Origin of the sequence: Nocardioides marinquilinus (assembly GCF_039543705.1) — a bacterium.
Classification (GTDB): domain Bacteria; phylum Actinomycetota; class Actinomycetes; order Propionibacteriales; family Nocardioidaceae; genus Nocardioides; species Nocardioides marinquilinus.
Genome location: NZ_BAABKG010000002.1, coordinates 485,726 through 502,893 on the forward strand (window position 1 = coordinate 485,726; position 17,168 = coordinate 502,893).

Below are 17,168 nucleotides of genomic sequence, written 5' to 3' on the forward strand. Positions count from 1 at the left end.
CTAGGCTCTCTCCACGTGACTCCCCCCGAGAAGGCCCGCACCGCGGAGCCGGACAACCTCGACGAGACTGAGGGGGAGCCCGAGTCGCCCGAGAGCCCGGTGCCGCCGGCCGACGCCGCCTCGGCGCCCGAGCGCCGCCGACGGCTGCGGCGTCGCTCGGCGGTCGAGGACGACGACGTCGCGCGCGAGCGCGAGCGCGAGGAGCGGGTGCTCGCCCGCATCGCCGCCCAGTGGGCGCAGATGCGCGACGAGCGGCGCAGCGAGCTCGACGCGCTGGCCCCGCGCTCGACGGCCGTGCCCGCCGCCGCGGGCGCTCGGGGCACGAGCATCCCGTGGGGCCTCGACGTCGCCGCCTCGTGGGGCTGGCGGCTGCTGGTGATCGCCGCGGCGGGCTACGTGCTGCTGTGGCTGGTCGGCTTCTTCGCCGTCATCACCATCCCGATCGCCATCGCGCTGCTGCTCTCGGCGCTGGCCACCCCCTTCGTGCACGGGCTGCGACGCCTCGGCCTGCCCCGCGGCTTCGCCGCGCTCATCGTGGTCATCGGCCTGCTCGGGCTGGTGGGCCTGATGCTCACCTTCGCCGGTCAGCAGGTCGCCAGCGGCGCGCAGGACCTCGCCGACTCCACGGTCAAGGGCCTCGGCGAGATCAAGCTGTGGCTCAAGGAGGGCCCGCTGCACGCCAGCGAGTCGCAGATCGACGGCTACATCGAGCAGGCCCAGGCCGCCATCACCGAGCGCACCGCCGACAGCGACTGGCTCTCCCAGGCCACCGAGATCGGCGGCATCTTCGGCCACGTGCTGGCCGGGCTGTTCATCGTGCTGTTCGGCACCTACTTCTTCCTCGCCGACGGCGACCGCATCTGGTCGTGGCTGGTGCGCATCGCCCCCCGCGCCGCCCGCGAGCGCGTCGACAGCTCGGGCCGGGTCGCCTGGATCTCGCTCACCCAGTTCGTGCGCGCCACCGTCATCGTCGCCCTCACCGACGCCGCCGGCGTGATGATCGGCGCGGCGGTGCTCGGCGTCCCGTTCGTGCTCGCGATCGGCGTGCTGGTCTTCCTCGGCGCGTTCGTGCCGATGGTCGGTGCCTTCGTGGCCGGCAGCGTCGCGGTGCTGGTGGCGCTGGTCGACCAGGGCCCGGTGACGGCGCTGATCATGTTCGCCGTCGTGGTCGGGGTGCAGCAGTTCGAGGGCCACGTGCTGCAGCCGTTCCTCATGGGCCGCTGGGTCTCGGTGCACCCGCTCGGCGTCATCCTCGCCATCGCCGCCGGCATCCTCGTTGCGGGCATCGCCGGTGCGCTGGTCGCCGTGCCGCTGGCGGCCGCCGTCAACGCCGTCGTGCAGCACCTGGCCGCCCACACCGAGCCAGGGTCCGACCCGAAGGACGAGCTGCACGAGGACTACGCCGAACGCAACGACGTCTCCGACACCGGCGAGTTCGAGGCCGTCACGCCCGCCGACACCGGGACGGCCGATGAGCGCGCCTGAGACCGACCGCCCGTTACCCGCCGGGGGCACCGTCGGCCTCGCCGAGATCGAGGCCGCCCGCGAGCTGATCCGGGGCGTGGCCATCGAGACGCCGATGGAGGAGTCGCGCTGGCTCTCCTCGGTCGTCGGCGGGCCGGTGTGGCTCAAGTGCGAGAACCTGCAGCGCACCGGCTCGTTCAAGGCCCGCGGCGCCTACGTGCGCCTGGCCCGCCTCACCGCCGAGGAGCGGGCGCGCGGCGTCGTCGCGGCCTCGGCCGGCAACCACGCCCAGGGCGTCGCGCTGGCCGCGCAGCTGGTGGGCACCAGGGCCACCGTCTTCATGCCCGAGGGGGCGCCGATCCCGAAGGAGCGCGCCACTCGCGGCTACGGCGCCGACGTCGTGTTCTCGGGGCGCTACCTCGAGGACGCCATGGTCGCGGCCCGCGCCTTCGCCGCCGAGACCGGTGCGGTGATGATCCACCCCTTCGACCACATCGACGTGATGGCCGGGCAGGGCACCGTCGGCCTCGAGATCCTCGACCAGGTGCCGGACGCCGCCAGCGTGCTCGTCCCCACCGGCGGCGGCGGGCTGCTGGCCGGGGTCGCGCTGGCGGTCAAGGCGCGGCGTCCCGACGTGATGGTGGTGGGCGTGCAGGCCAAGGGCGCGGCGGCCTACCCGGGCTCGCTGGCCCAGGGCGCGCCGGTGCCGCTGACCTCGATGAAGACGATGGCCGACGGCATCGCCGTCGGCCTGCCGGGCGACCTCACCTTCGCCGCCGTGCGCGACCACGTCGACGAGGTCGTCACGGTCACCGAGGAGGAGATGTCGCGGGCGCTGCTGGCGCTGGTCGAGCGAGCCAAGATGGTCGTCGAGCCCGCCGGCGCCGCCGCCGTGGCCGCGCTGATGGCGAATCCCGCGGCCTACCCGACGCCGGCGGTCGCCGTCCTGTCGGGCGGCAACGTCGACCCGCTGCTGCTCGGCAAGGTGATCCAGCACGGGATGGCGGCCGCGGGCCGCTACCTCTCGCTGCGGGTCAACATCCCCGACGTCCCGGGCGGTCTGGCCGCGCTGCTGGCCGAGATCAGCGCGTGCGGCGGCAACGTGATGGAGGTCGTGCACGAGCGCATCTCACCGGCGCTCAACCTCGACGAGGTCGAGGTGGCGCTGCAGCTGGAGACCCGCGGCGCCGAGCACGCCACCGCGCTGATCACGCGGCTGCGCGAACGGGGCTACCGGGTCGCGGGCGACCCGCTGACGCCGGGCCCCTGAGCGCGGCTCGCGTCAGGCGCCGTACGGCTTGACGTCGACGACGACGACCTGGAGCGTCTTGCCGTTGGGCGCCTCGAACGCCACGGTGTCGCCCTTGGTCGCGCCGATCAGCGCCTCGCCGAGGGGGGCCTGCGGCGAGAAGACCTCGACGTCGACGTAGTCCTCGTTCTCGCGGGCACCGAGCAGGAACGACTCGGCCTCGTCGTCGGCGTCGCCCTCGAACTTGTAGGTGACCACGGTGCCGACGGCGACGACGCCGTCGTCGGCCGGACGGTCGGTGACGGCCTTCGCGAGCAGCTCCTCGAGCTGGCGGATGCTGCCCTCGTTCTTGCCCTGCTCCTCGCGGGCGGCGTGGTAGCCGCCGTTCTCCTTGAGGTCACCCTCGTCGCGGGCCTCGCTGATGCGCTGGACGATCTCGTCGCGCACGGGACCCTTGAGGTTGGCGAGCTCGGCCTGCAGCTTCTCGTGGGCCTCGGTGGTCAGCCACACGGTGTCCTGCTCGGTCGACTGCGTCATGGGTGTACTCCTGTGTGTTGCGGGTCTGGGCCGCCGCCGGGGCGGTGGGTCACGGACGTTCGGCCGTCGCGAGCGCGATGGCTCAGCGGGACGGCCGAATGGTCGAGCCTAGCAACACCGGCCCCGGGCCGCCGGAATCGACGGATCAGCGGGGGCGGCTCTGCCCGGGCGCGGTGCACCCGATCAGCTCGACGGCGGTGGCGCGGCTGGTGGTGCGGAACTGCGTGGTGACCTGCCCGCCGGCCCCGACCTCGACCTCGGTGCTGATGGCGCCCACGATCGACTTGTCGGGGGCGTAGGCACGCAGCTGGCAGGTGGCGGTCACGTCGGGATCGGTGCGGTCGACGGTGAAGGTGGCGCTCACGGTGCTGTCGTCGACCACCTCGTAGCGCAGCCCGCCGGAGGACACCTCGGGACTGGCCTGCACCCACGACGTCCAGGCCAGCCAGACCCCGAAGGCGAGGACGACGGCCGCCACCGCGCCGAGCAGCGCCCTGCGGCGCCAGGCGGGCGGGGTGCCATAGCGCTCGGCCAGATCGGTCCCCGTCACACCCCCATCCTAGGATTGCGGTCATGGCGCAGAGCCCCCAGCACCCGCGTCAGCCCGGCCCCCGTGCGGGTCTGCGGCTGATGCACGTGCACGCCCACCCCGACGACGAGTCCAGCAAGGGGGCGGCGTCCACGGCGAAGTACGTCGCCGAGGGGGTCGACGTCCACGTGGTCACCTGCACCGGCGGTGAGCGCGGGTCGATCCTCAACCCGAGGATGGACCGGCCCGACGTGCTGGCCAACATCACCGAGATCCGCCGCCAGGAGATGGAGCGGGCGCGCGACATCCTCGGGGTGCGGCAGGACTGGCTCGGCTTCGTCGACTCCGGCTGGCCCGAGGGCGACCCGAAGCCGCCGCTGCCCGAGGGCTGCTTCGCGCTCGTGCCGCTGGAGGAGGCCACCGAGCGGCTGGTGCGGCTGATCCGCGACTTCCGGCCCCACGTGGTCACCACCTACGACGAGCGCGGCGGCTACCCGCACCCCGACCACATCCGCTGCCACGAGGTGAGCGTCGCGGCGTTCGAGGCCGCCGGCGACCCCGAGCGGTTCCCCGACGCGGGCGAGCCGTGGCAGCCGCTGAAGCTCTACTACCACCACGGCTGGAGCTGGGCGAAGATCTCCAGCCTCCACCAGGCGATGCTCGACCACGGCCTCGAGTCGCCCTACGCCGACCGGTTGAAGGACTGGGAGCGCGAGCCCGAGTGGGAGGAGCGCCTCACCACCCGGGTGCCGTGCGGCGACTACTTCGGCGTCCGCGACCAGGCGCTGCTGGCCCACGCCACCCAGATCGACCCCGACGGGTTCTGGTTCGCCATCCCGCGCGAGATCCAGACCTCGGTGTGGCCGACGGAGGACTACGAGCTCGTCGTCAGCCACGTCGAGTCGACCACGCCGGAGGACGACCTGTTCGCCGGCATCGAGCTCGACCGGCTCGCCGAGACCGACACGCGGGAGAGCGCATGACCACCCTCGGCCTGCTCGCGCTCGTCGTCACCGCCGCCCCCGCCGACGAGGACGTCGTCGCCGGCTGGACGGCGTTCGCCCTCTTCGGCCTCGGCATCGTGGCCATCGCGCTGCTCGGCTGGAGCCTCACCAAGCGCCTGAAGAACGTCGACCGCGCGGCCGAGCAGGGTCTCTACGACCCCTCCGACCCCAAGAAGCAGCGCCCGGCGCGCGGGCTGGCCGCCGTCCGTGAGCAGCGACGGCTGGCCGAGCAGCAGGACGGCGAGCACGCCCCTGACGGCGAGGACGACGCCCCGCGCGATCGCTAGGGTCAGGGCATGCCCGACGCCGTCCCGCCGCAGTTCGAGGTGGCCCCCACCTCGCCCGACCGCAACCTGGCCCTCGAGCTGGTGCGCGTCACCGAGGCCGCGGCGATGGCCGCCGGCCGCTGGGTCGGGCGCGGCGACAAGAACGGCGCCGACGACGTCGCGGTCAACGCCATGCGCGTGATGATCGCGACCATCGGCATGCGCGGCACCGTCGTCATCGGCGAGGGCGAGAAGGACAACGCGCCGATGCTTTACAACGGCGAGCAGGTCGGCGACGGCAGCGGCGCCGAGTGCGACGTGGCCGTCGACCCGATCGACGGCACCACGCTCACCGCGAAGGGCATGACCAACGCGGTCTCGGTGCTCGCGGTCAGCCCGCGCGGCTCGATGTACGACCCGTCGGCGGTCTTCTACATGGAGAAGCTGGTCACCGGCCCCGAGGCGGCCGACGTCGTCGACCTGCGATACCCGGTGGCCGAGAACATCCACCAGGTCGCCAAGGCGAAGGGCAAGAAGGCCACCGACGTCACCGTCGTCCTGCTCGACCGGCCCCGGCACGAGACGATGGTCGAGGAGATCCGCGCCACCGGCGCGATGATCAAGTTCATCTCCGACGGCGACGTCGCCGGCGCCATCATGGCCGCCCGCCCCGAGACCGGCATCGACCTCATGCTCGGCATCGGCGGCACGCCCGAGGGCATCATCGCCGCCTGCGCCATGAAGTGCATGGACGGCGTCATCCAGGGCCGGCTGTGGCCGCAGGACGACGCCGAGCGCGACAAGGCGCTCGCCGCCGGCCACGACCTCTCGCCCGACGCCGTGCTGACCACCGACGACCTGGTCTCGGGCGACGACCACTTCTTCGTCGCCACCGGCATCACCGACGGCGAGCTGCTGCGCGGCGTCCGCTACCGCGCCGGCGGCTGCAGCACCCACTCGCTCGTCATGCGCTCACGCAGCGGCACCATCCGCTCCATCACCAGCGAGCACCGCCTCGAGAAGCTGCGCCCCTTCGCCGCCATCGACTTCGGCGGCGGCGACTCCGACGACTGACCTCGACCGACCTCGCCCCACGGTGGTCGAGGTGCGAGGCCGGCCACGGCCGACCTCGTTCCACGGTGGTCGAGGTGCGAGGCCGGCCACGGCCGAGCCTCGAGACCTCGTGAGGTCGACGCGAACGCCACCACACGGACCCTGACCTGGTCGAAGGGCACCCCGACGCGGACGTTCGCGTGGACGGCCGGTGGTTTCGAGGCTCGTCGCCAGGGCTCCTCGCACCTCGACCATCGTCGGGTGCCGTCGCGGTGGCCGAGGTGCGAGGCCGGCCACGGCCGACCTCGTTCCACGGTGGTCGAGGTGCGAGGCCGGCCACGGCCGAGCCTCGAGACCTCGTGAGGTCGACGCGAACGCCACCACACGGACCCTGAGCTTGTCGAAGGGCACCCCCACGCAGACGTTCGCGTGGACGGCCGGTGGTCTCGAGGCTCGTCGCCAGGGCTCCTCGCACCTCGACCATCGCCGGATGCCGTCGCGGTGGCCGAGGTGCGAGGCCGGCCACGGCCGACCTCGTTCCACGGTGGTCGAGGTGCGAGGCCGGCCACGGCCGAGCCTCGAGACCTCGTGCGGTCGACGCGAACGCGACCACACGGACCCTGAGCTTGTCGAAGGGCACCCCGACGCAGACGTTCGCGTCGACGGCCGGTTGTCTCGAGGGTCGCCGCCAGGCCTCCTCGCAGCCCGACCATCGTCCAGGGTCGAGCCTGGAGGCCCGGACGTCAGGCGACGACGCGACCCACGTCGCCGGCGTCGGCCTGACGGCGCAGCGCGGCGGCCACCTCGTCGATGACGCGGGGGTCGACGGCCATGCCGACGTGCGAGACGCCGACCTCGACCGGGACGGCGGCGGCGTCGACGCAGGCGCGCCAGTCGACGATGCCGTCGCGGCGGGAGTAGACGGCGGTGAACCCGACACCGGTGGGCACCGGCTCGCGGCTCTCGTCGAAGCTCTCGCGGGCGCACGAGCCCGCGACGCAGCGGCGCGTCATCAGTCCCGGCACGCCGGCCCAGCTGAGCCGCACCAGCACCTCGACGCTCAGCGACAGCGCCGCGTGGTGGGCGGCGGGGGCGAGCATCGGGCTGCCGAGGGTGACGATGCCGGCGACCAGGTCGGGACGCCGCACCGCCAGCCCGCGGGCGATCATCCCGCCCAGGCTGTGGCCGACGACCTGCGCGCGGACGCCGCGCTTCTCGGTGATCGCCTCGAGCCGCGCCTCGAGCCGCTCGGCGGCCTCGCGGGTGCAGCCGACGTTGGCGTGGATGTGCGAGCGGTAGGTGCGCCAGCCGCGCCGGCGCAGTGCCTTGGCCATCGGGGCGAGGCTGGTGTCGCCGGCCATGAAGCCCGGCACGAGCAGCACCGGCGCGTCGTCGACGGGCGCCCGCAGGCGCCGCTCCTCCAGCGTGCGGACGGCGTACCGGCCCGCCTCACGCACCACGCTGCGCTCGCGCAGCACCGCCTTCAGCGGCGGCGGCTCGAAGCCGTCGGGCAGCAGGAAGGGGGCCAACGGATTGACCGCAGCGTCGCTCACCATGCCGACGGTACGACCAGGTGAGCCCCCTGAACAGGACGTCGGGGAGGATGGGGGCGTGTCGACCCCGCCCGACAGCCCTGCCACCACCTCGTCCGAGGCCGCCTCGAAGGCTTCCTCCACCCAGCCGGACGTCGCCGTCTCCGACGAGCTGTTCGCGCCGCTCACCGGCGGCGTCGAGCTGTGCTACCAGACCTTCGGCGATCCCGACGACGAGCCGCTGCTGCTCGTGATGGGCCTCGGCGGGCCCATGACGTGGTGGGACCCCGAGCTGTGCGAGATGCTCGCGCGGGCCGGGTTCTTTGTCGTCCGCTACGACAACCGCGACACCGGTCGCTCGAGCCGCGCCGAGGGCCGCGTCACCCGGGGTGCGCTGGTGGCGGCGTTCACCGGGGTGGCGAAGCGACGCTCGCGGCCGCCGTACTCGATGGCCGACCTCGCCGCCGACGCCTTCGGCCTGCTCGACCACCTCGGCCTCGAGAGCGCGCACCTGGCGGGCGTCTCGATGGGCGGGATGATCGTCCAGACCATGGCCATCGCCGAGCCCGACCGCGTGCGCTCGCTGGCCAGCATCATGTCGACCACCGGGCAGCGCACCGTCGGCTGGCAGCACCCGAGCCTGCTGCCCACGCTGCTCGGCCGCGGCGGCGGGCGTGAGGCCTACATCCGCTCGAGCGTGACCACCTGGCGGCTCATCGGCTCGCCGGCCTACCCGCAGACCCGCGAGGAGACCGAGCAGCGCGCCGCCGACACCTGGGACCGCGGCGTCTCGCTGTCGGGCACCGCGCGGCAGATGCTCGCCATCGTCACCCAGCCCGACCGCAGCGCGCCGCTGCGCGAGGTGCGCGTGCCCACGGTCGTCGTCCACGGCCTGGCCGACAAGATGGTGCACGTCTCCGGTGGCCGCGCCACCGCCCGCGCCGTGCCCGGTGCCGAGCTGCTGCTCATCGACGGCATGGGACACGACATGCCGCCCGCGCTGTTCGAGACCTTCACCCGCGCCATCACCGACAACGCCCAGCGGAGCAAGAACGCCGGTTGAGGCGCGAGGAGCTCAGACGAACGCGCTGATGCCCGTCTCGGCGCGGCCGATCAGCAGCTTCTGGATCTGGCTCGTGCCCTCGTAGAGGGTCATCACGCGCGCGTCGCGCAGGTACTTCGCGGCCGGGTAGTCGTTGACGTAGCCCGCGCCGCCGTGCACCTGGATGGCGAGGTTGGCCGCCCGCACGGCCGCCTCCGAGGCGAACAGCTTGGCCTTCGACGCCGCGACGCCGAACGGCTCGCCGCGGTCGATGCGGTCGGCGCAGGCCCACACGAGCAGGCGGGCCGCGTCGGCGTCCAGGCTGATGTCGGCGATCATGTCCTGCACCAGCTGGAAGCCGGCGATGGGGCGACCGAACTGGGTGCGCGAGGTGGCGAACTCGACCGAGATCTCGAGGCAGCCCTGCACGATGCCGACGCAGCCGGCGGCCACCGCGAGCCGGCCCTTGTCGAGGGTGCCCATGGCGACCTTGAACCCCTGGCCCTCGGCGTCGGGGCCGCCGAGCATGGCGGACGACGGCACCCGCACGTCGTCGAGGAACAGCTCGGCCGTCGCCTGGCCGCGCAGCCCCAGCTTGCCCTTGATCTCGCGGGCCTCGAACCCGGGCGCGTCGGTGGGCACCAGGAACGCCGAGACGCCGCGCGGGCCGTCGTCGGTGGTGGAGGTGCGGGCGAAGACCAGCGCGACGTCGGCCCACGTGCCGTTGGTGATGAACAGCTTCTGGCCGGTGATCAGCCAGTCGTCGCCATCACGCACGGCGCGGGCGGTGAGGTGGCCGGCGTCCGAGCCGGTGCCGGGCTCGGTGAGCCCGAAGCAGCCGAGCTTGGCCGCCGTCGCCAGCTGCGGCAGCCACTCGGCCCGCTGCTCGTCGGTGCCGTGGAACAGGATCGACTTGCCCACCAGCCCGCTGCTGACCGACACGATGCCGCGCAGCGCCGAGTCGGCCCGGCCGAGCTCCTCCATCGCGAGGGCGTAGGTGACGTAGTCGCCGCCGAGGCCGCCGTGCTCCTCGGGGATGGTCAGGCCGAAGAACCCGAGCTCGGCCATCTTCGGCACGATCTCGAGGTCGACCGACTCGGCGTCGTCCCACGCCTGTCGGTGCGGCACGGCCTCGCGGTCGAGGAAGTCGCGGGCCGCCGCGCGGAACGCCTGCTGCTCGTCGGTGAGGGAGAGGTCCATGCGGGTCCGTCCGGGTCGGGCGGGGTCTCACCGGTCAGCCGACGAAACTCCCGGTGGTGGTACGAAGCTTCGTCGTAGAACCGGCAGTTTCACCACTTAAGTGGTGAAACTGCCACCACCGCCGCCACGGCCCGCCGTTGCGTCGAGCCCGGAGGCCAGCAGCGGCTCGACGGCCTCGCCGATGCGGTCGAAGCCCTCGCCGACGGTCTGGCCGGCGAGGAAGCGGTGGTGGATGCCCTCGAGGATGACCGCGATCTTCAGGTAGGCCAGGCCGAGGTGGAACGACAGGTCGCCGAGCGGGCGGCCGCCGGCGGTCTCGTAGGTGGCCAGCTGGGTCTCGCGGTCGGGGTAGCCGGGCGCGGCGGGGGCGTCGGCGATGGCCGCGCCGCCGGGGGTCTGGGCCAGGCCGTCGTAGACCAGCAGCAGCGCGACGTCGGTGAGCGGGTCGCCGAGGGTGGCCATCTCCCAGTCGACGACCGCCTTCACCGGGTGCGGGTCGCCAGCGACGCAGAGCAGGTTGTCGAGCCGGTAGTCACCGTGGACGACGCCGGGCTCACCGTCGTCCGGCACCGACCCGGCCAGCCGCGCGAGCAGCGTCTCGGCGTCGGGCAGCGGGCGGGTGGCCGAGCCCTCGAGCTGCTTGCCCCACCGCCGCACCTGCCGCTCGAGGAAGCCGGCGGGGCGGCCGAAGTCGCCGAGCCCGACCTCGTCGGGGACGACGCTGTGCAGCCGCGCCAGCACCTCGACCATGCCGTGGGCCAGCGCCGCGGTGTCGTCGGCGCCGACCTCCTCCAGCTGGGCGCGCGAGCGGTAGGCGACGCCGTCGACGCGGTCCATCACGTAGAACGGCGCGCCCAGCACGTCGTCGTCGGTGCAGTGGGCGCGCACGAACGGCACCGGCACGTCGCTGTCGGCGAGGGCGGCCATCGCGGTGTACTCGCGGCGCATGTCGTGGGCCGTGGCCTGCACGTGGCCCAGGGGCGGACGGCGCACCACCAGCTCGCGGGCGCCGTCGGTGACGACGTAGGTCAGGTTGGAGCGGCCGCCGGCGATCACCTCGGCCCGCACCGGGCCGGCCAGCTCACCGGGCCGCTGCTCGTCGTACCAGCGGCGGAAGGCCGCCGCGTCGAACCCGGGGGCGTCGCCCTCGCTCACGTGGTCTCCTCCGCCTCAGCCACCTCAGCCACCTCAGCCACCTTCGACCGCAGCCGTCGCATGCCACCCAACCACCGGTCGGTGTCGGCCGCGCGGGCAGCGTAGTAGCCGGCGACCTCCGGGTGGGGCAGGACCAGGAAGCGGTCGTCGTCGAGCGAGGCCACCCACGCGTCGGCCACCGCCGCGGGCGCCAGCGCCTCGTCGTGCGCCAGCAGCCCCTTGAGCGCCCCGGCCTGCTCGAGCATCGCGGTCTGCACGCCCTGCGGGCAGATCGCCTGGACGACGACCCCCTGGTCGCCGTAGGTGACCGAGAGCCACTCCGCGAAGCCGACCGCCGCGTGCTTGGTGGTGGAGTAGGCCGCCGCGCCGATCATCGTCAGCAGCCCGGCCGCCGAGGCGGTGACGACGAAGCGGCCGCCGGTGGACGCCGTCCAGCCCGGCACGAGCGCCCGCGCGGCCCGCACGTGCGCCATCACGTTGACCTCGAGCATCTGCGCCCACTGCTCGTCGGGCAGCCGGAGGCTGTCGGGGCGGGTGTGGTCGATGCCGGCGTTGGCGCACCAGACGTCGATGCGGCCCAGCGCCTCCGTGGCCGCGGCGACGAGCGCGTCGACGCCGTCGGCCGACGCGCAGTCGCCGGGCACGGCCACGGCACCGATGGCCTCGGCCGTGGCCCGCACGGCGTCGGCGTCGACGTCGTTGACCACCACCCGCGCGCCCTCGGCGACCAGCCGCTCCGCGAGCGCACGGCCGATGCCGCGCGCCGCGCCGGTGACGACCGCGCCGCGGTCGGCGAGCTGCGGGTGGCTCACCCGAGGGGCTCGACCGACTCGTGCTCGAACACGCTGCCCTCGAGCGTGCGGCGGTGGTGGCCGCCGTCGCCGAGCAGGTGGTCGAGCACGGTGAGGTGCGAGGTGTAGTTGCCCACGGCGTACTCGGCGGTCATCGCGATGCCGCCGTGCAGCTGGATGGCCTCCTGGCCGATGTGGCGCCCGGCCCGGCTCACCTGCAGGCCGACCCGCGCGGCGGCGTCGGCCACCGCGACCGGGTCGCCCGCGGCGACGACCATCGTGGCCCAGTCGACCATCGAGTGGGCCAGCTCGAGGCTGGTGTACATGTCGGCCGCACGGAACGTCAGCGCCTGGAAGGTGTTGAGCGTGACGCCGAACTGCTTGCGGCTGGTGAGGTACTCGGTGGTCGCCTTCAGCTGCGTCTGCAGCATGCCCAGCGCCTCGTTGGCCGCCATCACCCGGGCGATGTCGAGCACGGTGGCGATGCTGGCCTCGACGTCGCGGCCGGCCTCGCCCAGCGGCGTCGCCGTCGCGCCGTCGAGGGCGACGCGCGCGGCGCGGGTGCCGTCGGGCAGCGGGTAGCCCTCACGCTGCACGGTCCCTGAGCTCGTCGAAGGGTCGACGAGGAACAGCCCGGTGCCGCCGTCGGGCAGCGCCGCGCTCACCACGAGGACGTCGGCGCGCGCCCCGTGGGGGACGGCGTCCTTGACCCCGCTCAGCGTCCAGCCGTCGCCGGCCTGCGTGGCCGTGACGCCGCTCGCGGACGGCGTCCACCGTGCGCCCGGCTCGTGGTGGGCGAGGGCGAGCACGCTCTCGCCGGCCGCCAGCGCGCCGAGCACGTCGGACCGCTGCTCGGCGGTGCCGACCGCGGCCACCAGGCCGCCGGCGAGCACGACCGCGCTCAGGTAGGGCTCGGGGGCCAGCACGCGGCCGAGCTCGCGGCACACGATGCCGATCTCGACCGGGCCGGCGCCGACGCCGCCGTCGTCCTCGCTGAACGGCAGGCCCAGCACGCCCATCTCGGCCAGCTGGGTCCACAGCTTCTCGTCGAAGCCGGGGTCGTCGGCCACGGCGCGGCGGCGGTTCTCGTAGTCGGAGTAGGCCTTGCCCACCAGGCCGCGCACGGCGTCGCGGAGGGCGGTCTGCTCGTCGTCGTAGGTGAAGTCCATGTCGCCGTGCTCCTCAGAGTCCCAGGATCGTGCGGGAGATGATCTGTCGCTGCACCTCGTTGGACCCGCCGTAGATCGAGGCCTTGCGGAGGTTGAGGTAGATCGGCACCGAGCGGCGGAACCAGTCGGCGGTGCCGTCGTCGGCGCCCGAGCCGAGCGTGGCCGGACCGCCGAGGTCGACCACCAGCTCGCTGACGGCCTGCTGCAGCTCGGTGCCCTTCAGCTTCAGCACGGACGACGCCGGGTGCGGCTCGGCGCCCGCGGAGTGCGCCGCGACGCGGAGCGCGGTGAGCTCGAGGGCGAGCAGCTCGTTCTCGAGGTCGACCACCCGGGCCTTGAAGGCGGGGTCGCCGTCGATGACGTCGCGGGCGAGCTCCTTGGCGCGGGCCAGCACCCGCTTGGTCTGGCCCACCGGCGCGACGCCGACCCGCTCGTTGCCGAGCAGGAACTTGGCCTGGGTCCAGCCGGAGTTGACCTCGCCGACCAGGTTCTCGCCCGGCACGCGCACGTCCTCGAACCAGACCTCGTTGACCTCGTACCCGCCGTCGATCAGCTCGATGGGCCGCACCTCGACGCCCTCGGAGCTCATGTCGATGAGCAGCATCGAGATGCCGGCCTGCTTCTTGACCTCGGGGTCGGTGCGCACGAGCGTGAAGATCCAGTCGCCGTACTGGCCGAGCGTCGTCCAGGTCTTCTGGCCGTTGACGATCCAGTCGTCGCCGTCGCGCACCGCGGTGGTGCGCAGGCTCGCGAGGTCGGAGCCGGCGTCGGGCTCGGAGAAGCCCTGGCTCCACCAGATGTCGAGGTTGGCCGTCTTCGGCAGGAAGCGCTCCTTCTGCTCCTGGCTGCCGAACTGGGCGATGACCGGGCCGATCATGCTGGCGTTGAACGCCAGCGGCACCGGCACGCACGCCGCCTGCATCTCCTCGTGCCAGATGTGGCGCCGCAGCTCGCTCCAGCCGCGGCCGCCCCATTCCTCGGGCCAGTGGGGCACCGCGAGACCGGCCTTGTTCAGGGTCTGCATGCTCTCGCGGATCTGGTCCTCGGTGAGCTCGCGACCCTCGGCGACGCTGCGCCGGATCGACTCGTCGACCTCGGTGGTGAAGAAGGTGCGCATCTCCTGCTGGAAGGCGCGGTCCTCCTCTGACAGGGCGAGCTGCATGCGGGCTCCTCGGCTGGGCGGGCGGCTGGTCAGGCGGCTGGGCGATGGCTGGGCGATGGCTGGGCGACGACTAGGTCGGTGCGCCGACGTCCATCTAACTCGCCAGTAGGTTACGGCCCGCGGCCGCACCCTCAGCGGGCGAACGGCTGCCCGTTGCGCCGCGACGCGCCCTTCGGTGCCGGCTGCGGGGAGGTGGAGTAGGTGCCGCTGACGACGTACCCGGTGACCTCCGCCCACGGGAGGTAGTAGCTCGTCGGCGCGTTGTCGGCGTCCGCGGTGACCAGCACGCCGACGCAGTAGCGCTGGGTGCCGGTCGGCCTCACGACGAGCGGGGCGTCGTCGTAGTCGAGCTCGAACCGCTCGCCGGACGGGGCGGTCGTCCGGCTCAACGTGGTCGTGGTGCCGGAGCAGCCCCCGCTGCCGTCGACGCTCACCTTGACCAGGTCGAAGCGGAAGTCGGCGTTCGGGTAGCTCGCGTTGGCCGCGGGGTCGAAGCCGGAGAACCGACTGATCGCGAGGGTGGCGGTCGTGGGCCCGAGCAGCGGGGAGGTGAGGCCGACGTTGCCGTAGGTGCCCGCGTGCAGCGCCCGGGCCGGTGCGGCCGGACGGGCGTCGAGCGTGCCGCCGGCGACCTTGACCGGGCTGTTCGGCGTGGCGACGAGCAGCCGTCCGCTGCCGTCGACCTTCGCGACGCGGGAGGGGCGGGCGCCGTCGGCGATGCTCACCTTCTGGACGGCGGCGGCGACGGCGGTCCCGGTGGTGGCGACGGCCGCCGCAAGGAGCACGACCGCGACGGCCAGGACGTAGGAGTGGAGCGGCTTGCGCATGGTGGGCCTCCGGGGGCGGGTCGGGGCCGTGGCCGGCCCACTCGGCACCAGCCTGCGGTCGTCGCGCCGGTCGCGCATGGCCCGAACGAGCCATCTCGCAACGGGATCGGGGGGTGCGGCGTTGAGAATGCATGGACGTGGTCGTGGAGCGAGCGGAGGCGCGCGTGGCGGTGCCGTCGTTCGACGAGTGGGTGGCCGCCCGTGGGCCGGGCCTGCTGCGGCTGGCGTTCACGCTGACCGGTGACGCCGCCGACGCCGAGGACGTCGTCCAGGAGGCGCTGTCGCGGGCGCTGCCGCGCTGGTCGCGCATCGCCGGGCTCGACGACCCCGACGCCTACGTGCGGCGGATGGTCGTCAACGCCCACACCTCGCGGTGGCGGGCGTGGCGGCGCAAGGTCTCGCCGGTCGAGCGGGTCGCCGACCTCGCCGACCGGCCCGTGGACGACGCCCGCGGCCTCGACCCCGACGACAGCCGCCGGCTGTGGACGGCGTGCCGCGCGCTGCCGGAGGTGCAGCGCACGGCCGTGGTGCTGCGCTACTACGAGCAGCTCGACTACGCCGAGATCGCGGCGCTGACCGGCGTCCGCGAGGGGTCGGTGCGGTCACGGGTCTCGCGCGGGCTCGCCGCGCTGCGCGCCGAGCTGGGGGAGGACGACGATGAGTGACTTCGAGCAGCGGGTCTCCCGCGCGCTGGCCGACGGTGCCGAGGACGCCCCTGGCGCCGGGTGCCTGGCCGCCGCAGCACGGCGTCGGCAGGCCCGACGGGTGCGGCGGCGGGCCGTCGTCGGCGCGGTCGTCGCCGTCGTCGCGCTCGGGGTCGGTGGGGTCGTCACCGCCGCCGTCGTCGGCGACGGGCCCGACGGCTCGGCCGACGTGGCGCAAAGCGTCGACGACCCCGGGTGGCGGACGGTCGAGGTCGAGCTCGAGCCCACCGGCGTCCTCGACGAGCCGGTCACGATCGTGCTCGACGTCCCGTCCGGGTGGCACGAGCTGCCCGAGGGTGACGACTGCCAGCTCACCGCGGCGGCCTACGGTCTGGGCGACGAACCGTGCTCGCAGTCGGAGGCGGTGAACCTCGTGCCGGACACGGGAGCCATCGACTTCGCCTTCGGGCCCGGGCTGCGGTCCGCCGATGACTCCGACGGGGAGATCGCGAGCCGGTGGACCGGCTACGTGAGCGTCGGCGACGTGTACGTCACGGTCGGCGCCGACGACGAGCAGACCGCCCTGCGGGTGCTCGGCTCGGCCCGGTTCGCGGGTCAGGCGGTGCCCGACCTCTCGGGGGACTGGACGCGCGCGAGCGCCGACGGCGTCGCCTACACGGTGCCCGCCGCGCTGGCCGCCGGGGTCGAGGTCGTCCCCCACCAGGGCGACACCGAGTACGGCTACGGGCAGTGGGACGACGGCCGGTGGCGGGCGGTCCTGACCGTGGGCGACCGCGACGTCGTCGCGCTGATGCCGACGCGGGCGCTCGCCGAGGTGATGGCAGGCTCGGCGCGACCGGCGCCGGACGACGCCGCCGGCGCCTGGACGACGGTCCGGTTCGAGGGCCTGGCCCTCGACCTGCCCCCGGGCTGGACCGAGTACGTCGACGGGGACTGCGGCTACAGCTCGACCAGTCGCGTGCCCACCAGGTCGTTCAGCGCCGAGCCCTGCTCGGCCGGCTCCGGCTCCGTCTCGGTGTTCGGCAAGCAGGGCACCCGACCGGCCGAGCCGCTCGGGTCGTACGGCAACCGGGGCGGCATCGTGTGGAGCGGCGACGGCGAGGTGATCGTCTCCGACGTCGCCCCCGACGTGGCCCGCCGGATCATGGCCTCGGTGCGCCCTGCCGGCGACGCGGCCCCCGACGTCGTCACCTGGACGACGACCGACCTCGGCGACGGCGTCACCGCGGAGGTGCCGGCCGACGACCGGGTGAGCGTGACGCTGTCCGACGGCGTCCCGGAGTGCACGACCCCCGGCATCGGCCCGGCCGAGGGGGAGGACGGCGCCTGGCGCGTCGGGCTGTGCCGCAACCGCATCGTCACCGTCCGCGCCCCCACCGAGGCCCTCGCCCTCGTCGTCGCGGCCCGCGTCCGCGGGTGGTGAGTTCCGGCGGCCGGGGCGTCATACGTTCCGGCACGCCGAGCAACCACCTCGTATGACGCCTCACCGACCTGTCGGGGCGTCATACGCGTCGGCAACCCGA

17 protein-coding genes are annotated in these 17,168 nt (G+C 73.8%); 8 read left to right on the forward strand and 9 right to left on the reverse strand.

All coding sequences use genetic code 11. The features are described 5' to 3' along the window. The first annotated feature begins 15 nt into the window (after positions 1–15). Both ABEA04_RS08330 and ilvA read left to right on the forward strand, forming a co-directional pair. On the forward strand, positions 16–1,485 hold the full coding sequence (locus ABEA04_RS08330) for an AI-2E family transporter (protein ID WP_345456846.1): 1,470 nt from the start codon (positions 16–18) through the stop codon (positions 1,483–1,485). Beyond that, a complete protein-coding gene (gene ilvA / locus ABEA04_RS08335) occupies positions 1,472–2,734 on the forward strand; it encodes a threonine ammonia-lyase (RefSeq protein ID WP_345456849.1) in 1,263 nt (420 codons plus the stop codon). Before ABEA04_RS08330 ends, ilvA begins: the two co-directional genes overlap by 14 nt. Positions 2,735–2,746: 12 nt before the next feature. On the opposite strand, the gene greA is transcribed toward ilvA, so the two are convergent. Further along, a complete protein-coding gene (gene greA, locus ABEA04_RS08340) occupies positions 2,747–3,250 on the reverse strand; it encodes a transcription elongation factor GreA (protein WP_345456852.1) in 504 nt (167 codons plus the stop codon). Positions 3,251–3,395: 145 nt separating this feature from the next. After that, a complete protein-coding gene (locus tag ABEA04_RS08345) occupies positions 3,396–3,800 on the reverse strand; it encodes a DUF4307 domain-containing protein (RefSeq protein WP_345456855.1) in 405 nt (134 codons plus the stop codon). Between the two features lie 23 nt (positions 3,801–3,823). Here ABEA04_RS08345 and mca point away from each other — a divergent pair, with 23 nt between their 5' ends. Genes mca through glpX form a run of 3 tightly spaced genes read left to right on the forward strand, consistent with a single transcriptional unit; the run spans position 3,824 to position 6,123 of the window. Continuing rightward, positions 3,824–4,762: a mycothiol conjugate amidase Mca gene (gene mca, locus ABEA04_RS08350; RefSeq protein ID WP_345456858.1), complete on the forward strand. Its 939-nt coding sequence runs from the start codon at positions 3,824–3,826 to the stop codon at positions 4,760–4,762. Further along, positions 4,759–5,070, forward strand: a complete 312-nt coding sequence (locus tag ABEA04_RS08355) for a hypothetical protein (RefSeq protein ID WP_345456861.1) — start codon at positions 4,759–4,761, stop codon at positions 5,068–5,070. Before mca ends, ABEA04_RS08355 begins: the two co-directional genes overlap by 4 nt. Positions 5,071–5,079: 9 nt before the next feature. Beyond that, entirely contained in the window at positions 5,080–6,123 is a 1,044-nt protein-coding gene (gene glpX / locus ABEA04_RS08360) for a class II fructose-bisphosphatase (RefSeq protein WP_345456864.1), read from the forward strand. 722 nt (positions 6,124–6,845) lie between these two features. Here the strand turns inward: glpX and ABEA04_RS08365 are convergent. Further along, a complete protein-coding gene (locus tag ABEA04_RS08365; protein WP_345456868.1) occupies positions 6,846–7,655 on the reverse strand; it encodes an alpha/beta hydrolase in 810 nt (269 codons plus the stop codon). Positions 7,656–7,713: 58 nt separating this feature from the next. Here ABEA04_RS08365 and ABEA04_RS08370 point away from each other — a divergent pair, with 58 nt between their 5' ends. Beyond that, a complete protein-coding gene (locus ABEA04_RS08370; protein ID WP_345456871.1) occupies positions 7,714–8,697 on the forward strand; it encodes an alpha/beta fold hydrolase in 984 nt (327 codons plus the stop codon). A 12-nt stretch (positions 8,698–8,709) separates the two neighbouring features. Here the strand turns inward: ABEA04_RS08370 and ABEA04_RS08375 are convergent, their stop codons facing one another. The 6 genes from ABEA04_RS08375 to ABEA04_RS08400 form a co-directional block, all read right to left on the reverse strand. Continuing rightward, positions 8,710–9,876 (reverse strand): acyl-CoA dehydrogenase family protein, encoded by a 1,167-nt coding sequence (locus ABEA04_RS08375; protein WP_345456874.1) that lies wholly within the window; start codon positions 9,874–9,876, stop codon positions 8,710–8,712. 96 nt (positions 9,877–9,972) lie between these two features. Further along, on the reverse strand, positions 9,973–11,031 hold the full coding sequence (locus tag ABEA04_RS08380; protein ID WP_345456877.1) for a phosphotransferase family protein: 1,059 nt from the start codon (positions 11,029–11,031) through the stop codon (positions 9,973–9,975). After that, positions 11,028–11,843 (reverse strand): SDR family NAD(P)-dependent oxidoreductase, encoded by an 816-nt coding sequence (locus tag ABEA04_RS08385; protein ID WP_345456880.1) that lies wholly within the window; start codon positions 11,841–11,843, stop codon positions 11,028–11,030. Before ABEA04_RS08385 ends, ABEA04_RS08380 begins: the two co-directional genes overlap by 4 nt. Beyond that, on the reverse strand, positions 11,840–12,991 hold the full coding sequence (locus ABEA04_RS08390; RefSeq protein ID WP_345456882.1) for an acyl-CoA dehydrogenase family protein: 1,152 nt from the start codon (positions 12,989–12,991) through the stop codon (positions 11,840–11,842). Before ABEA04_RS08390 ends, ABEA04_RS08385 begins: the two co-directional genes overlap by 4 nt. A gap of 13 nt (positions 12,992–13,004) precedes the next feature. Then, entirely contained in the window at positions 13,005–14,153 is a 1,149-nt protein-coding gene (locus tag ABEA04_RS08395) for an acyl-CoA dehydrogenase family protein (protein ID WP_345456885.1), read from the reverse strand. A gap of 131 nt (positions 14,154–14,284) precedes the next feature. Continuing rightward, positions 14,285–14,980: a hypothetical protein gene (locus tag ABEA04_RS08400; RefSeq protein WP_345456888.1), complete on the reverse strand. Its 696-nt coding sequence runs from the start codon at positions 14,978–14,980 to the stop codon at positions 14,285–14,287. Positions 14,981–15,117: 137 nt separating this feature from the next. On the opposite strand from ABEA04_RS08400, the gene ABEA04_RS08405 reads away from it, so the two are divergent. Together ABEA04_RS08405 and ABEA04_RS08410 are read left to right on the forward strand one after the other, a co-directional pair. Beyond that, positions 15,118–15,645 (forward strand): SigE family RNA polymerase sigma factor, encoded by a 528-nt coding sequence (locus tag ABEA04_RS08405; RefSeq protein ID WP_345456891.1) that lies wholly within the window; start codon positions 15,118–15,120, stop codon positions 15,643–15,645. Next, on the forward strand, positions 15,638–17,068 hold the full coding sequence (locus ABEA04_RS08410) for a hypothetical protein (RefSeq protein WP_345456894.1): 1,431 nt from the start codon (positions 15,638–15,640) through the stop codon (positions 17,066–17,068). The genes ABEA04_RS08405 and ABEA04_RS08410 overlap by 8 nt, the downstream gene beginning before the upstream one ends. The last annotated feature ends 100 nt before the right edge of the window (positions 17,069–17,168 follow it).